Annotated in this window: 12 protein-coding genes; 11 read left to right on the top strand and 1 reads right to left on the bottom strand. The window is 68.6% G+C overall.

Annotated elements, in window-relative coordinates; genetic code table 11:
- Positions 1-484: 484 nt before the first annotated feature.
- Positions 485-1090 (top strand): helix-turn-helix domain-containing protein, encoded by a 606-nt coding sequence (locus tag ACIGO6_RS12520; RefSeq protein ID WP_399874831.1) that lies wholly within the window; start codon positions 485-487, stop codon positions 1088-1090.
- Here the strand turns inward: ACIGO6_RS12520 and ACIGO6_RS12515 are convergent.
- Positions 1087-2535, bottom strand: a complete 1449-nt coding sequence (locus ACIGO6_RS12515) for an APC family permease (protein WP_399874829.1) — start codon at positions 2533-2535, stop codon at positions 1087-1089. The genes ACIGO6_RS12520 and ACIGO6_RS12515 overlap by 4 nt on opposite strands.
- A 610-nt stretch (positions 2536-3145) precedes the next feature.
- Here ACIGO6_RS12515 and ACIGO6_RS12510 point away from each other — a divergent pair.
- The 10 genes from ACIGO6_RS12510 (at position 3146) to ACIGO6_RS12465 (ending at position 15650) form a co-directional block, all read left to right on the top strand.
- Positions 3146-4681, top strand: coding sequence for a flavin-containing monooxygenase (locus ACIGO6_RS12510; protein WP_399874827.1), 1536 nt, complete (start codon positions 3146-3148; stop codon positions 4679-4681).
- Positions 4674-5609, top strand: coding sequence for an alpha/beta fold hydrolase (locus ACIGO6_RS12505; RefSeq protein ID WP_399874826.1), 936 nt, complete (start codon positions 4674-4676; stop codon positions 5607-5609). Before ACIGO6_RS12510 ends, ACIGO6_RS12505 begins: the two co-directional genes overlap by 8 nt.
- Positions 5593-6987, top strand: coding sequence for a flavin monoamine oxidase family protein (locus tag ACIGO6_RS12500; protein WP_399874825.1), 1395 nt, complete (start codon positions 5593-5595; stop codon positions 6985-6987). Before ACIGO6_RS12505 ends, ACIGO6_RS12500 begins: the two co-directional genes overlap by 17 nt.
- The gene (locus ACIGO6_RS12495; protein WP_399874823.1) at positions 6984-7688 is read left to right on the top strand and encodes a transporter; all 705 of its coding nucleotides are present in this window, start codon (positions 6984-6986) and stop codon (positions 7686-7688) included. The genes ACIGO6_RS12500 and ACIGO6_RS12495 overlap by 4 nt, the downstream gene beginning before the upstream one ends.
- Before the next feature lie 26 nt (positions 7689-7714).
- Positions 7715-9073 (top strand): NAD-dependent succinate-semialdehyde dehydrogenase, encoded by a 1359-nt coding sequence (locus ACIGO6_RS12490; RefSeq protein ID WP_399874821.1) that lies wholly within the window; start codon positions 7715-7717, stop codon positions 9071-9073.
- 29 nt (positions 9074-9102) lie between these two features.
- Positions 9103-10218 carry a Zn-dependent alcohol dehydrogenase gene (locus ACIGO6_RS12485; protein ID WP_399874820.1) on the top strand — a complete coding sequence of 372 codons (1116 nt, stop codon included), beginning with the start codon at positions 9103-9105 and terminating at the stop codon, positions 10216-10218.
- Between the two features lie 17 nt (positions 10219-10235).
- Positions 10236-11492, top strand: coding sequence for an aspartate aminotransferase family protein (locus ACIGO6_RS12480; protein WP_399874818.1), 1257 nt, complete (start codon positions 10236-10238; stop codon positions 11490-11492).
- 93 nt (positions 11493-11585) lie between these two features.
- Positions 11586-13142, top strand: coding sequence for a long-chain fatty acid--CoA ligase (locus ACIGO6_RS12475; RefSeq protein ID WP_399874817.1), 1557 nt, complete (start codon positions 11586-11588; stop codon positions 13140-13142).
- 42 nt (positions 13143-13184) lie between these two features.
- On the top strand, positions 13185-14864 hold the full coding sequence (locus ACIGO6_RS12470; RefSeq protein ID WP_399874816.1) for a class I adenylate-forming enzyme family protein: 1680 nt from the start codon (positions 13185-13187) through the stop codon (positions 14862-14864).
- Positions 14865-14867: 3 nt separating this feature from the next.
- Complete coding sequence (locus tag ACIGO6_RS12465) at positions 14868-15650, top strand: SDR family oxidoreductase (protein WP_399874814.1); 783 nt, start codon at positions 14868-14870, stop codon at positions 15648-15650.
- The last annotated feature ends 27 nt before the right edge of the window (positions 15651-15677 follow it).

Raw genomic sequence — 15677 nt, 5'->3', positions numbered from 1 at the left:
GCCGTGCACTCGGCAGGCCGGAGAAGCTGGATCCGTCATCGTCCGCTCTTTCGCTCGTCAGTCGGTCGGCATCGACCTGGCTCATGACGTGCTTGCGCGTGTGCTCCCCGAGGCGGTGCCCCGATTCGGACGCACCCGCTCCACGTGGCACACCCCGCCGCGGTGATGCGAACCCCGACTTCGCCCATCTGCGGATCGGTGAGGTCGACATCCGCCGCCTCGACAGGCGTGGACGGGTCTCCGGAGAACAACCGCGCGCATGGGGCTCCAAGAGCTGTGGACGTGTTTAGCGTTACTAAACGACGGCAGGTCTATCAGGTCGTCGATGGCGCCGCAAGGGACTCTGCGCCGTTGTTCGCGGAGGGGCACACCAGCTGCCCGTGACGCGCATGCCTTAGCCTCGTGCCACGGAGGGGGCTCGTCTGGGTCGGCCTGTCACCCGACGGGCACACGACCTCGGCCTCGGGACGGGCGGTGAGCGGCGATGTCCATGGATGACAGCGGGAGAGCAGGCGGAGCGGCCAAGGGCTCCGCTGCCTCCGAAGCATCCACAGGCGCGCAGCTGAGGAAGATCAGGCTCAGCCGCGGGTTGTCGTTGACGGAGGTCGCACACCGGGCAGAGGTCACCAAGGGCTTCCTGAGTCAGTTGGAGCGTGGGCTCACCAGCGTGTCCGTCCCGACGTTGCTGCGCGTCTGCGATGTGCTGCAGATCGGGGTCGGCGAGCTGTTCTCGTACCCCTACGAGCAGGTCGTGGAGGGCGGAAGCCTGATCGACATGGGCGGTGAAGGCGTAACCGAGTACCTGCTCACGCCCGCCGACACCACGGCCTTCCAGGTCTTCCGATCCGTGATCGAACCAGGCGGAGGCACTGGTGGCTCCTATCGGCTCGACACCACGATCTTCGCGATGGGGCTGAGTGGCTCGACGCGTCTGATCGTCGGAGGCGAGACACGGATGCTGTCCGCCGGCGTGTCCACCTCGTTCTCCGGTCAGACGCTTCACCAGTTCGACAACCCGGGTACGTCGGTGAGCGAGGTCCTGTGGGTCCTGTCGCCTCCGTTGCTGCGCGTCGCGCGAGGACCGGCCTAGATCCGCTCGTAGACGGTCGGTCGGCTCGTTCGCAGGATGAGGGCCTGCACCGCGCCGACCACGGCCGAGAGGGCGACGAACCCACCGATGACCCAGGCGCCCTCGGTGGTGCCGACCAGGAGCGGGAAGTTGGCGACCATCAGGTAGACCACACAGGCCAGGCCAAGGAAGGCCACAGCCGGGGCCACGACCGTGCGCCACACCGACTGTTTCTCACCGGCGCGCCGGAAGTAGCCGATCACCGCGAGACTGGTGGCCGCCATCAGCAGAACGATGCCGAGGGTGGCGGCGCCGGAGAACCACGCGTAGAGGTCCCCGATCGGGTCGAGGTCGAACGCGACGACGACAAGTGTGGTGATGGACGCGATCCCCGAGGCGACAGCCGAGGATGATGACGGCGCGCGGTGCCGGGGGTGAACGACGCCCAGCGGCGCAGGAAGGGCGCCGGCCCGGGACAGCGCGAACTGGTAGCGCGTCACGACGTTGTGGAAGGCCAGCACGCACGCGAACTGACTGGTGATCAGGAGAACCTGCATCACGTCGGCCCAGACGGACCCGACGTAGCTCCGCGCCAGCGCGAGGACCAGGCCCTCGGGGTCGGCCTTCGCGGCGCCGGTCACCGATTCGACTCCGACACCTACTACGACAGCCCACACGGTGAACGAGTAGAAGACCCCGATCACCAGGATCGCGATGTACGTCGCCCGCGGGACCGTGACGTCGGGGTCCTTGGCCTCGTTGCGGAACACGGCCGTCGCCTCGAAGCCGATGAACCCGAAGATGGCGAACATGACGCCGAGGCCAAGGGAGCCGTTCCCCACGATGGAAGGTGACAACGGCTCGGCTGTCAGGCCGTGGGCGCCACCATGGCCCAGGATTCCGAAGTCCATGACCAGGAGCAGCAGGGATTCCAGCATCAGCACGGCACCGAGCACCTTGGCACTCAGCTCGATGTCGCGATAGCCGAGGAAGGCGATGATGCCCAGCGAGACGAATGCCCACAACCACCACGGAGAGCCGACGTCGGCGTACCGCTCGATGACATTGCTCGTCGCGACGCCGACATAGGCGTTCACCCCGACGAGAAGCAGAGTGTAGGAGAAGAGCGCGAGGGTCGCGGCCGAGAGGCCGGGTATGCGGCCCAGCCCCGCTTGGACGTAGGCGTAGAAGGCGCCCGCGTTGCGTACCCGTCCGGCCATCTGCGTGAAGCCGACGGCGAAGATCAGCAGCATCACGGTGGACAATGCGAAGTACAGCGGCATCCCCGGACTGCCACTCACGGCGAAGGCGAGCGGCACCCCGCCGGCCACCAGTCCGAGCGGCGCCGCTGCGGCGACGACCATGAACACGATCTGCGATACGCCAAGCCCGCGGTTGAGCGGGTTGCCCGATCCTGCTTCACCGCCAGGTGCTTCGACGCGCCCTGTTTTGGAGCGGTCGGTCATGTCGACCACCTTTCAGCTCACGGGCCGGTACCGGCTCGTCATGGGTGGATGAATGAGTGCGTGAGGTAGTACGGCCAGACGAAGCGGACCGGCGCGGCACCTCCGCAGCAGGACGAGGGGACCCGACTTCTGCTGCTCCGGCTCAGTTCTGAGAAGTCGTGACCCCGAGCGAGGCCTGGGCTGCTCGTCGCTTCCTCTTGGCCGCGACAGCATGAGTGACAGCCGCGATCCGCCTCGGCTCGATACGCATGTGGTGCCCGAAGCGCGGCGAAGGCGTGACGACAGCGAGGCCGACCTCTCCGCGCGACCGCGACGAGGTGTTTAGCGCTACTAAACGCGGCAAACGTCTATCACGCCGGTGACGGCACCGCAACGGCTGCGGCGAGGCCGGCCCCTGCGGAGGCGCCGCCAGGCGTCCTGCTCCTCGAAGAGCCGAACACGACCTCGCCCGAGGTCACTGCTCGGACGTCCACCACCGTATGAGCGCAGCGCTGCACCTGCCTGTGCATCCTGCACCGGGCCCGGGCGAAGCAGGTGCTCACTGTCGTTCTCACCGCGGTCGCGGCTGGGGACAGTGAAGCGACCGCCACAGGAACAGCGAGGAAACGCCATGACAGCTGAGGTGTTGGACGCCGTCGAGGAGTTCGACGTGGTGATCGTCGGAGCAGGGATCTCCGGGATCGGCGCGGCCACCTATTTCAGCCGAGAGCTCCCCGACAAGTCGCTCGTCGTGTTGGAAGCGCGCGACGACATCGGGGGCACTTGGGACCTGTTCCGCTATCCCGGCATCCGCTCGGACTCCGACCTCCACACATTCGGTTACGAGTTCAAACCGTGGCGCCACGAAGCCGCGATCGCCGACGCGCCCCTCATCAGGGAGTACCTCCAAGAAGCAGTCGAGGAGAACGGCCTGGAGCGCGTCCTCAGGCTCCGCCACCGGGTCGTCCGCTCCGAATGGTCCTCAGCGGACTCGAAATGGACCCTCACCGTCCAGACGTCGGACCCCGCCACAGGAGCGACCCAGGTCAAGACCATCCGCGCGGGATGGGTCTTTGCCGCCACCGGCTACTACCGGTACGACGAGGGATTCTCCCCGGAGTTCCCTGGGCGGGACGACTTCGAGGGCCAGATCGTTCACCCGCAGCACTGGCCCGAGGGCCTCGACTACAGCGGGAAGAAGGTCGTCATCATCGGGAGCGGCGCGACCGCGATCACGCTGGTGCCGGCCATGACCACCGGGGCGGGCGCCGCCCGGCACGTGACGATGCTGCAGCGCACCCCCACCTACGTCATGGCGCTTCCCCGTGTCGACAGGGTCGCCCTGGCGCTCACGAAGCTCCTCGGAGAAGAGCGCGGGTACGCCGTGACGCGGTTCAAGAACATCTGGGCCGACCGTGCCGTCGTCAAGGGTCTGCGGACCTTCCCCAAGGCCGGACGGGCGCTGATCCGGCGCGAGAACATCAAGCGTCTTCCCAAGGGATTCGACGTCGACAAGCACTTCAACCCGCCGTACGACCCGTGGGACCAGCGGCTGTGTCTGGCACCGGACGGCGACTTCTTCGACGCGATCAAGGAGGGCAGGGCCTCCGTCGTCACCGACGCCGTGGCGAGGTTCAGCAAGCGCGGAATCGTCCTGGCGTCGGGCGAGGAGCTGGAAGCCGACGTCATCGTCACCGCGACGGGGCTGAACCTGCAGCTCTTCGGCGGCATGCCCATCGTGGTCGACGGGCGTCAGGTCGACATCGCGGACGCGCTCTGTTACCGCGGAATGCTGCTGAGCGGGATCCCGAACTGGGCGATGGCGATCGGCTACACCACCTCGTCCTGGACGCTCAAGGTGAGCCTGATGTGTCGCTACTTCATCGACCTGGTCAGGCACATGGACACCCGCGGATACGACACGGTGGTTCCGGTCGCACCGGCGGGGACGGAGCGCAAGCCCGTCATGGACCTTCAGGCCGGGTACGCCAAGCGCGCCGAGAAGCGCATGCCCAAGCAGGGCCTCGAGAAGCCCTGGCGGATGGCGATGTCCTACCCCGAGGACGCCAAGGCCCTCCGCGGCCCGGTGGCCGACGAGCACCTCGAGTTCGGCGCCCGTCGGGCGGCCGCACAGTCGCCCGGTGGGAGGCGAGCCACCCATGCCTGAGACGAGCGGCGCCGAGGGCGTCGACCAGTACGCGACCTTGCCGTCCGGGATCAGGATCTGCTTCCGGGACTACGGCGACAAGGCCGACCCCGCGATGCTGCTCGTCGCGGGACTGGGCGAGGACCTCACCTTCTGGACCGACTCGTTCGTCGGCTCACTCGTCACCCGCGGCTTCCGGGTCGTCGCGATCGACAACCGCGACGCCGGCCAGTCGACGTTCGTCGCCACTCCCCCTCCCGGACTCTGGCGTCAGATCGCCGGGCGTCCACGCGACGACGCGTACGCGCTGGCCGACATGGCCCAGGACGGCGTCGGCGTACTCGACCATCTCAGGATCTCGCGAGTGCACCTGGTGGGGCGGTCAATGGGCGGGATGATCGCGCAAACGATCGCGGCCACGACGCCCGAGCGCGTGCTGTCACTGACCTCCCTCTACTCGACCACCGGGGCGAAGAAGGTGGGCCAGCCGGCTCTGTCGACGATCCGACTCCTTGCCGCCCCGCCGGCGAGGACCAGAACCGCGGCGGTCCGTGCCCACCTGCGGCTCACCCAGCACGTCGCAGGAACGGAACATCCCATCGACGACGCGGCCGAGGCCGCCATCGCGGCTCGCGGATGGGACCGCAGCGCCGGTGACCCGGCGGCCGGCACCGCGCGCCAGATCCAGGCCATCCAGCGCTCCGGAGACCGGACAGCCCAGTTGAGCAAGATCACGACCCCGACCTTGGTCATCAACGGCGACCGAGACCTGCTGGTCAACCCGAGCGGCGGCGCCGCGACCGTCCAGGCGATCCGCTCGGCACAACACGTGGTCATTCCCGGCATGGGCCATCACATTCCCGAGACCCTCGTCGATCCCATCACGAGCTACATCTCGCAGCACGCGGACCGCGTGGGTGAAGGAGGAAACCATGTCCGGATCTCGTAAGTCCGACTCCAGCGACACCACGGTCGACGTCGTGATCGTCGGCGCCGGTTTCGCCGGCCTGAGCGCCGCCGAACGGCTGGTGAGCACGGGACGGTCCGTCCTGGTCGTGGAAGGCCGCGACCGGGTCGGAGGCCGATCGCGCTCCGGCGAGGTGGCCGGCGTGAAGGTCGACCTCGGAGCGACGTGGGTGGCACGACGCCACACCGCCATCCGGGACCTCGCGAGCCGGGTGGGGTGTACCACGACCCGCCAGTTCGACCAGGGTCGCAACGTGCTGTGGCTGGCCGGTCGGCGCCGCACCTACAACGGCACCATTCCCAAGGTCTCCCCCGCGACTCTGGTGGACATGGCCCGCATGCAGACGGCGGTGAACAAGCTGGTCGCGACCATCGACCTGAACACCCCATGGGAGACGCCCGGGGCCGGCAGGCTCGACGCCATCTCGTTCGGCGAATGGCTCGACCGGAAGAACGCGCTGCCCAGCACCCGTGCGCTGATGACCATCGTCAGCAAGGTGCAGTGGGGCTGCACCCCGGGAGACGTCTCCCTGTTGCACGTACTGCGCTACATCCGTGCGGCGGGCGGGCTCGACCACATGCTGGACGTCGAGGGCGGAGCGAACCAGGACCGGTTCGTCGAGACCACCCAGGAGATCGCCAAGCGGGTGGCGGAGCGGCTCGGCGACCGTGTGCGCCTGGACACGCCGGTGCGCCGCGTCACGCAGGACGACGACGGCGTCACCGTCAGCACCGACTCCGGCGAGATCCGCGCCGGGTACGCGATCGTCACGGCCGCGCCGGAGCACCGCGCCGCCATCGCCTTCGAGCCCGCTCTGCCCGAGCAGGCCGAAGGGCTCGCGCGAACCTGGCCCATGGGCGTGCTGAGCAAGGCCTTCGTGGCCTACGAGAAGCCGTTCTGGCGGGTCGAGGGACTCTCCGGCGAGGCAGTGACCGACACCGGAACCGTGTTCATCACCTTCGACGTGTCCCCCGCCCCCGGCGGACCGGGCGTCCTGATGACCTTCTGCGACCCCCGCGTCTTCGACGGCTTCGACCCCGAGACCCGACGCGACATGGTCGTCCGGCAGCTCGTCGACCTCTACGGTCCGCAGGCCCGCACCCCGATCGACTACCTGGACCACTGCTGGGGATCGGAACCGTTCGCCCCGGGCGGCCCCCACCCTGCCGCCGGCCCCCACGCGACCACGAGCTACGGCAAGGCGCTGACCGAGCCCCACGGGCGCGTCCACTGGGCCGGCACCGAAACCGCCGGCGAATGGGCCGGCACCATGAACGGCGCGGTCCTGGCCGGCCAGCGCACCGCCGAGCGCGTCCTCACCCTCCTGCCACGCGCCGTCCGAGAGGGGGCGTCTCGATGAGGGAGGTGCTGTTCCTGCTGGCCGACCTATGGATGATCTTCGTCGGCTACTTCTACGGCTGGAAGCTCGTCCGCCGGTACGGCAACTACCTCCTCGGTCTCGAATTGATGGTCGTCGCGACGTCGGGCAGCAACTTCCTGCTCTGGTCGCTGCTCGGCGCCAAGAGCGACAGCGTCCTGTACGACGTGGCGTACTTCTTCGACGCGTTCTCCCGGTCGGTCGGCATCACGCTCATCCTGATCATGGGCCTGATGAAGGTCACCCACCGCTACAAGCCGAGCCGCAGCGTCGACGTCGCCGTGTTCGGAGTCGCGATCGTGGCCGGTCTGTTCCTCCGGCCGTTCCACGGCGCGGAGCTCCACACCGGCGGCCTCGCGTTCTGGGTCGCCGTGTTCTACGTCGTCGTCAATCTCCTCACGGCGGTCTTCCTCGGGTACTTCGTCAAGCGGCTCTGGAACGCGGGCGCGAAGCGGATCGCGATCTGGACGGGCCTGGTCAGTGCCGCCGGGTCCACCATCGCGTTGGTCTACGACTTCTTCCCGCTGCCGTTCGACGACGCGAACCGCACGATCTTCTACACCGCCGCGCTGGCGACGTGGGGCACCCAGGGGTTCGTCTACTTCCGTGCCTACCGCACGCTGCACGACCGCAACGCGGCCTTGGATGCGACCCCGGCCCGCACAAGCAGCACCCTCGCATGAACCCCGAAAACGAATAAGGAGTCAGCATGGCGAAGAGGCACGTGTACGCGGTGGTGGATCCGGCCATCGGCAAGCTGGTCAAGGAGTACCCCACCGCGACGGACGAGGTCGTCGACGCTGCGCTCGACGCGGCGGCGGACGCCTATGCACGGTGGTCGCGGCAGATCTCCGTGGAAGAGCGCGTCCGGTCGCTGCACGCCGTCGCCACCCTGCACGTCGAGCGCAGCGGGCAGCTCGCCGAGATCATCCACCGGGAGATGGGCAAGCCGGTGGACGAGGCCGTCGCGGAGGTCGAATTCAGCGCCTCGATCTACCGGTACTACGCCGAGAACGCGCAGAAGTTCCTCACCGACGAACCGATCGAGCTTCTCGAGGGAGAGGGCACCGCTTTCATCCGTCGCCAGCCGGTCGGCGTGTTGCTGGGGATCATGCCCTGGAACTACCCGTACTACCAGGTGGCCCGATTCGCCGCGCCCAATCTCGTGCTGGGCAACACCATCGTGCTCAAGCACGCGTCGCAGTGTCCGGAGTCGTCCGAGGCGCTCCAGCAGCTGTTCATAGACGCGGGCTTCCCCCCGGGCTGCTACGTCAATGTCCACGCCACCGGCGAGCAGATCGCTCGCGCCATCGCGGACCCCAGGGTGCAAGGCGTCTCCTTCACCGGTTCGGAGCGGGCCGGCGCGGAGATCGCCGAGACGGCCGGGCGCAGCCTCAAGAAGGTGGTGCTCGAACTGGGCGGTTCGGACCCGTTCATCGTGCTGTCGACCCACGACCTCGACGCCACGGTACAGGCGGCGGTCGAGACGCGATTCGAGAACAGCGGGCAGGTGTGCAACGCCGGGAAGCGCTTCATCGTCGCCGAGGACATCTACGACGCCTTCCTCGACAAGTTCACCGAGAAGGTGCTCGCCCTGACCGACGGCCTGGCGCCGCTCTCCTCGGTCGCCGCCGCCGAGTACGTCGAAGAACAGGTCGAGCGAGCCGTCGATGACGGGGCGACCTTCGTCTCCGCACGCCGGCGCGAAGGGGCGTACTTCCCGCCTGGCGTTCTGACGGGCGTCTCGCCGACGTCGCCGTCGGCCGCCGAGGAACTCTTCGGCCCCGTCGCGACCGTCTACCGCGTCGGATCCGAGGACGAGGCCGTCGAGCTGGCGAACACAACCCCGTACGGACTGGGCTCCTACGTGTTCACGACGGACACCGAGCAGGCGCTGCGCGTCGCCGACAGGATCGACGCCGGCATGGTCTTCATCAACGGCGTCGGCCTCGAAGGCGCGGAACTGCCCTTCGGCGGGGTCAAGCGGTCCGGCTTCGGCCGCGAACTGGGCCGGGCCGGAATCGACGAGTTCGCCAACAAGAAGCTCATCCGCACCGCCCGGACGTGATCGCCGCACCGCGCAGAAGGAACCCCACCATGACCATCGAATTCGACGCCGCTGTCTTCAGGACGCCGAACGAACCACTGACCGTCGAACGAGTGACCCTTCCCTCGACGCCTCCGCCCGGCGAGGTACTCGTGCGGCTCAAGGCGAGCGGAGTGTGCCACAGCGACCTTCACGTGCTCCTGGGCGAATGGGAAGTTCCTTCGCCGATGATTCTCGGCCATGAAGGTTCCGGGATCGTCGAGAGCGTCGGCGAAGGTGTCACGACGCTGAAGAAGGGCGACCACGTCGTGCTGTCCTGGACGCCTTCATGTCGCCGCTGCCGCTACTGCATCAGCGGCAGACCCGTCCTGTGTGACATGGTCAGCCGGCACTCGGCGAACCACCTTTCGTTCGACGGCCGTACCCGGATCACGTCCGTGGACGAGGGCGACGTCTACAGCTTCGCGGGCCTCGGAACGTTCGGCCAGTACACCCTCGTACCCGAATCGGCCGCGATCGCCATCCGGGACGACGCCCCGTTCCCGCAGTCGGCCTTGGTCGGATGCGCCGTCACGACCGGCGTCGGTGCGGCCGTCAACACCGCCGGCGTGCGGCCCAGCGACACCGTGCTGGTCATCGGCTGCGGAGGCGTCGGGCTGAACGCGATCCAGGGGGCCCGGCTCGCCGGCGCCCGGAGGATCATCGCCGCGGACATCTCCGACGAGAAGCTCGAGCAGGCACGCGTCTTCGGTGCGACCGACCTGATCAACAACGCCCGCGAACATTTCGCCGACAGGGTGCAGCAACTCACCGACGGACGCGGCGTGGAGATCTCCATCGAGGCCATCGGGCTGCCCCGCACCATCGAGTCGGCCTACGAGGTCCTGGCCCGAGGCGGCACGGCGGTAGTCGCCGGGCAAGTGGCGGACGGCATGAGGATCTCCATCGACCCCTTCGTCATGTCCGATCAGGAACTGTCGCTCATCGGCTCGAACTACGGCTCCAGCAAGCCGGATTTCGACTTCCCCATGCTGATCGACCACTACATGAACAACCGCATCGACCTGGACTCCCTCGTGACGAGCGTGATCGGTCTCCAGGACATCAACGAGGCGTTCGACCAGATGAAGCGCGGCATCGGCATCCGCTCGGTGATCACGTACTGAAAGGCAGGGGCGATCTCATGGCCCTGGAATCATCACGCTCGGCTTTCGAGCGAGCCCGCCGCAGCGTCGGCGGGGGTGTGGGCTCGGGCCTGCGCGCCGCGATGCCTCCCCATCCGCTCTTCGTGCGGGAGGCGCGGGGCGCGTACGTCTGGGACCTGGACGGCGACCGGTACGTCGACTACGTGATGGCCTGGGGCCCGCTCGTCCTCGGTCACGGCGACCCGCGCGTGGTGTCCGCGGTGTCCGAGGTCGCGGCGAAGATGCAGGTCGTCGGCACCGGCCACCCGCTCGAGTACCTCGCGGCGGAAGCGGTTCTCGAGGCCGTGCCGCACGGCGAGCGACTGCTGTGGAGCAACACGGGGACCGAAGCGGTGCAGGTGGCGCTGCGCCTCGCGCGGGCCGCCACCGGGCGGCGCCGCGTCCTCAAGTTCGCCAAGAGCTACCACGGCTGGCACGACACCGTGTACGCCGGGATGTCCGAGAACGACTGCGACCGCCCCGCCACCCCCGGCGGACCGGGGCAGTCGGCCAGCGTGCTGGACGACCTGGTCGTGGCGCGCTTCAACGACGTACAGCTGGCCGAGCGCCTGCTGAGCGAGTCCGCCGAGCGCGACATCGCGGCCGTGCTGGTCGACCCGGTGATGAGCAACGCGGGCGTCGAAGCACCCTCACCGCAGTTCCTGTCGACGCTGCGAACCCTCTGCGACCGGCACGGCGTCGTCCTCGTCTTCGACGAGGTGATCGCCGGGTTCCGGATCGCCCGGGGCGGGGCGGCCGAGAAGTACGGTGTGCTGCCCGACCTGTCCGTCTTCGGGAAGGCGATGGCCGGCGGCTTCACCCAGAGCGCCGTCGTCGGCCGGGCCGAACTGGTCGATCAGGTGACGGCCGGCGTCGTGCACGCCGGAACCTTCAACGCCAACCCGGTCGCACTGGCGGCCGTCGCGGCGACGATGCGCGTCCTGGCCGATCCCTCGGTGTACGAGCTGCTCGAACGGACCTCGTCCGAGTTCGAAGCTCTCGTCGGCGGCGCTCTCGGTTCATCTGCCGACTTCGGCCGCTTCAACCGGGTCGGCTCGCTCCTCCAGTACGTCCCCGCCGGTGGAGCCACCGGGCTCCACGGGACCCGCGGGCTCTGGACCGTGATCCTCGAAGAGATGCTGCGTCAAGGCTTCCTGTTCATGCCGTCCGGCAAGGTCTTCATCAGCACGGCACACACCACCGCCGACATCGAGGCGACGGCCGAGGCCCTCGACCGGCTGCTGCGGCGGCTGTGACGTCCGCGTCCAGCCGCGCGTAATCCCCCACCGCTCCGAGCCAGGCCGCGTGTTCCCTTCCCCGCGGCCCGGCCCACCTTCCCGGAAGACACCATGCTGAACCTCTCGGTCCTGCTCGAGGACTCCGCCCGCACGCACCCGGACCGGGACGCCGTCGTCCTCGGCACGACACGACTCACCTACGCCCAGGTCGAGGCAGCCGCCAACCGGGTCGCCAACCTCCTGGTCGACCGGGGCATCTGGCCCGGCGACAAGGTCGCGATCAGTTGCCCGAACGTGCCCTACTTCCCGATCGTCTACTACGGGATCCTCAAGGCCGGCGCCGTCGTCGTACCACTCAACATCCTGCTCAAGGGCCGTGAGGTCGCCTACCACCTCGCCGACTCGGAGGCGAAGGCGTACTTCTGCTTCGAGGGCGGTGAGGGCCTGCCGATGGGAGCGGAGGGACACGCCGGGTTCACCGAGTCCCCGGGCTGCGAGCACTTCTTCCTCATCACCGCCGATCCCGCGGCGGAGAGCCCGATCGATGGCGCCGAGACCCTGGGTGCCGCGCTGCGGGGCACCGCGGCGACGTTCGACAGCGTCGGGACGTCGGGGGACGACCCGGCCGTGCTGCTCTACACGAGTGGTACGACCGGACAGGCGAAGGGCGCCGAACTCAGTCACGCCAACCTGGTGCTCAACGCCCTGGCGTGTAACCGGCTGTTGGGAAACCGGCCGGCCTTGGACACCCATCTGGTGGTGCTGCCGTTGTTCCACTCCTTCGGCGCGACCGTGCAGATGAACGCCGGCTTCTCGACGGCGAGCACACTGGTGCTGCTGCCGCGGTTCGACGCCCAGCAGGCGGTGTCCCTGATGCGGCAGGAGGACATCACCTTCTTCGCGGGCGTCCCCACCATGTGGTGGGGCCTGCTGCAGGCGCTCACCGACGACGTCGACGTCGAGCGGATCGCCAGGAACCTGCGCGTCGGTGTCTCCGGCGGTGCCTCGCTCCCCGCCGATCTCATCAAGCAGGTCAGGGAGCGACTGGGCGTCCAGGTCCTGGAGGGCTACGGCCTCTCCGAGACCTCGCCGGTGGTGACCTTCAGCGATCCGGCGCGAGAGCCCCGGCCCGGCTCCATCGGCGTGCCGATCTGGGGCGTGGAGGTCAAACTCGTCAACACCGACTGGTCCGAGGTCGAGGACGACGGCACGGGCAGCGCCATCGGGGAGATCGCGGTCAGGGGCCACAACGTCATGAAGGGTTACCACGGCCGGCCCGAGGCCACCGCCGAAGCCGTCAAGGACGGCTGGTTCCGCACCGGCGACCTGGCCCGCAGGGACAAGGACGGCTTCTACTACATCGTCGACCGGGCAAAGGACCTGATCATCCGCGGTGGCTTCAACGTGTACCCGCGCGAGATCGAGGAGGTCCTGATGACGCACCCCGCGATCAGCCTGGCCGCGGTCGTCGGCGTGCCGCACGAGAGCCACGGCGAGGAGATCAAGGCGTTCGTCATCCTCGACCGCGGTGCTGAAGCCTGCTCCGACGAGCTGATCGCCTGGGGCAAAAAGCAGATGGCCGGCCACAAGTACCCGCGCATCGTGGAGATCGTGCAGACCCTGCCGATGACGTCCACCGGAAAGATCCTCAAGCGCGAACTCACGTGACCGGCACGCCAAGCGCATGGACATGGGTGGGAAGGACGGCAGATGACAGTGGATGAGGGCCGGTGGCGGGGCACGTTCCCCGACGGGTTCGGTACGGGGACGGGCGCGGCCCCCGACTCGCTCGTGGCCGCCTGGAAGGCACGCGTGGCGAGGAACCCGGACGGCACAGCGCTCCGATTCTTCGACGGTGCTCTGTCCGCGCGGGAGGTGGACGCGGCGTCGGACGCCCTGGCCGCAGCGTTCCAGGCCCGCGGAACCGGTCGGGGTGATCGGGTCGGCGTGTACCTGCAGAACCTTCCGCAGTACGCGCTGGTGCTGCTGGCCCTGTGGAAGCTGGGGGCCACGGCACTGGGGCTCAATCCGATGTACCGGCGTCAGGAGCTGCGCCGGATCATCGACGACTCCGGGGCGGTCGGGGTCGTCTGTGCGGACTCGGACGTCCACGAGACGCTCGGCACGCTGGCGGGGAGCACGGTCCGATGGCTGGTCAGCACGTCGGCACTGGACTACCAGTCGAGGAACGATCCGCGGGTCTTCATGACGACGGAGCGCCACGCTCCGGCACCGGACGGCGACCTGGTGGCCCTGATCGGCGAGTTCGAGGGCCGCAGCCCCTCACCCGTGGAGCTGACCCGCGACGACGTCGCGTTCCTGACGTACACCTCGGGAACGACGGGGCCGCCGAAGGGTGCCATGAACACCCACGGCAACGTCCTGAGCGTGGTGGCGACGTGCGCGTCGTGGATGGGTGTGGGCGACGGGGACGTCGTGCTCGCCGTGGCCCCGCTGTTCCACATCACGGGCGCGGTGGTCAACGCGACGCTCTCCCTGCTCACCGACACCACGCTTGTCCTCACGGGCCGGTTCCACCCCGCAGTCGCCCTGGACGCCTTCGCCGAGCACGGGGTGACCTACACCATCGGCTCCATCACCGCGTACAACGCGCTCTACGAGCTGCCGCAGGCCGGACCGGAGCACTTCGCGTCGGTGAAGGCCCTGTACTCCGGCGGCGCGCCGATCCCCCCGGCCACGGTCGAGCGGTTCCAGGAGCGATTCGGCGTCTACCTCCACAACGGCTACGGGATGACCGAGACGACGTCCGCCGTCATCGCCGTGCCTCCGGGGGACAGGGCCCCCGTGCATCTGCCGAGCGGCACGCTCTCCATCGGCAAGCCCCTGCCGCACCTCACCGCGCGCGTCGTGGACCCGCACGGCGATCCGGTGCCGAGCGGGGACCAGGGCGAACTGGAGTTGAGCGGGCCGCAGGTGGTGCCCGGGTACTGGGGCAAGCCCGAGGCCACCCGCCAGACGATGCCGGAGGGCCGGCTCCGTACCGGTGACGTCGCCGTCATCGACGAGCAGGGCTGGGTCTACTTGGTGGACCGGCTCAAGGACCAGATCAACGTGTCCGGGTACAAGGTCTGGCCGCGTGAGGTCGAGGACGCTCTGTACGAGCACCCGTCGGTGCTGGAGGCAGCCGTCGTCGGGCAGCCGGACGCGTACCGCGGCGAGACCGTCGTCGCCTACGTCTCGCTCAAGGCGGGTCTGCACGCCACGGCAGAGGAGCTGATCGCCTTCTCCCGTGAGCGGCTGGCCGCGTACAAGTGCCCGCGTGAGATCCATTTCCTCACCGACCTGCCCAAGACGCAGAGCGGCAAGATCCGGCGTGCCGAACTGCGCCGCATCGACGTCGCCGGGCCGATACCACCCTCCAAGGACTGATCGTTGAGCGCGAACCACACCGACCAGGGCCGTTTCTCGGGCCGCATCGCCATCGTGACCGGAGCGAGCCGGGGTATCGGTCTCGCCGTCGCCGAGCGGCTCGTAGCCGAAGGGGCGCGCGTGTGCATCACCGCGCGCAAGGGCGGACCGCTCGAAGAGGCCGCCGCTGATCTTCCCCGGAGCAGCGTCATCACCGTCGCCGGCAAGGCGGACGACCTCGAGCACCGCCGCGAGGTCTTCGACACCGTCGCGCGCGAGTTCGGCGCACTGGACATCCTGGTGAACAACGCGGGCATCAATCCGGCGTACGGTCCCGTCGTCGGCCTGGACCTCGATGCCGCCCGCAAGGTGCTGGAGGTCAACGTCCTCGCCACCCTCGCCTGGGTGCAGGACGCCGTGGCCCACCCGAAGCTCGGATTCACCGAACGCCGAGGCACCGTCGTGAACCTCTCCTCGGTGACCGGAGAGACCCCCGCACCCGGCATCGGCCTGTACGGCGTGAGCAAGGCGGCGGTGTCCCACCTGACCAGGACCCTGGCAGTCGAGCTCGGCCCGGAGATCCGTGTCAACGCGGTGGCACCCGCAGTGGTGAAGACCCGGTTCGCCGAAGCCCTGTACGAGGGCAAGGAAGCCGAGGTGGCCGCCGACTACCCCCTGCGGCGTCTGGGCGTGCCCTCCGACATCGCCTCCGCCGTGGCGTACCTGGCCTCGGAGGACTCCTCCTGGGTCACCGGCCACATCCTCACCGTCGACGGCGGCCTCACGGTCGCCGGCGGTACCGCGTGACGACCGCGCCCATCCGACAAAGGACAA

The sequence above is a fragment of the Streptomyces sp. NPDC053750 genome (assembly GCF_044544295.1).
Lineage (GTDB): Bacteria > Actinomycetota > Actinomycetes > Streptomycetales > Streptomycetaceae > Streptomyces.
Note: the sequence above shows the minus strand (reverse complement) of the source record. Positions and strands in the feature narration are given on the sequence as shown.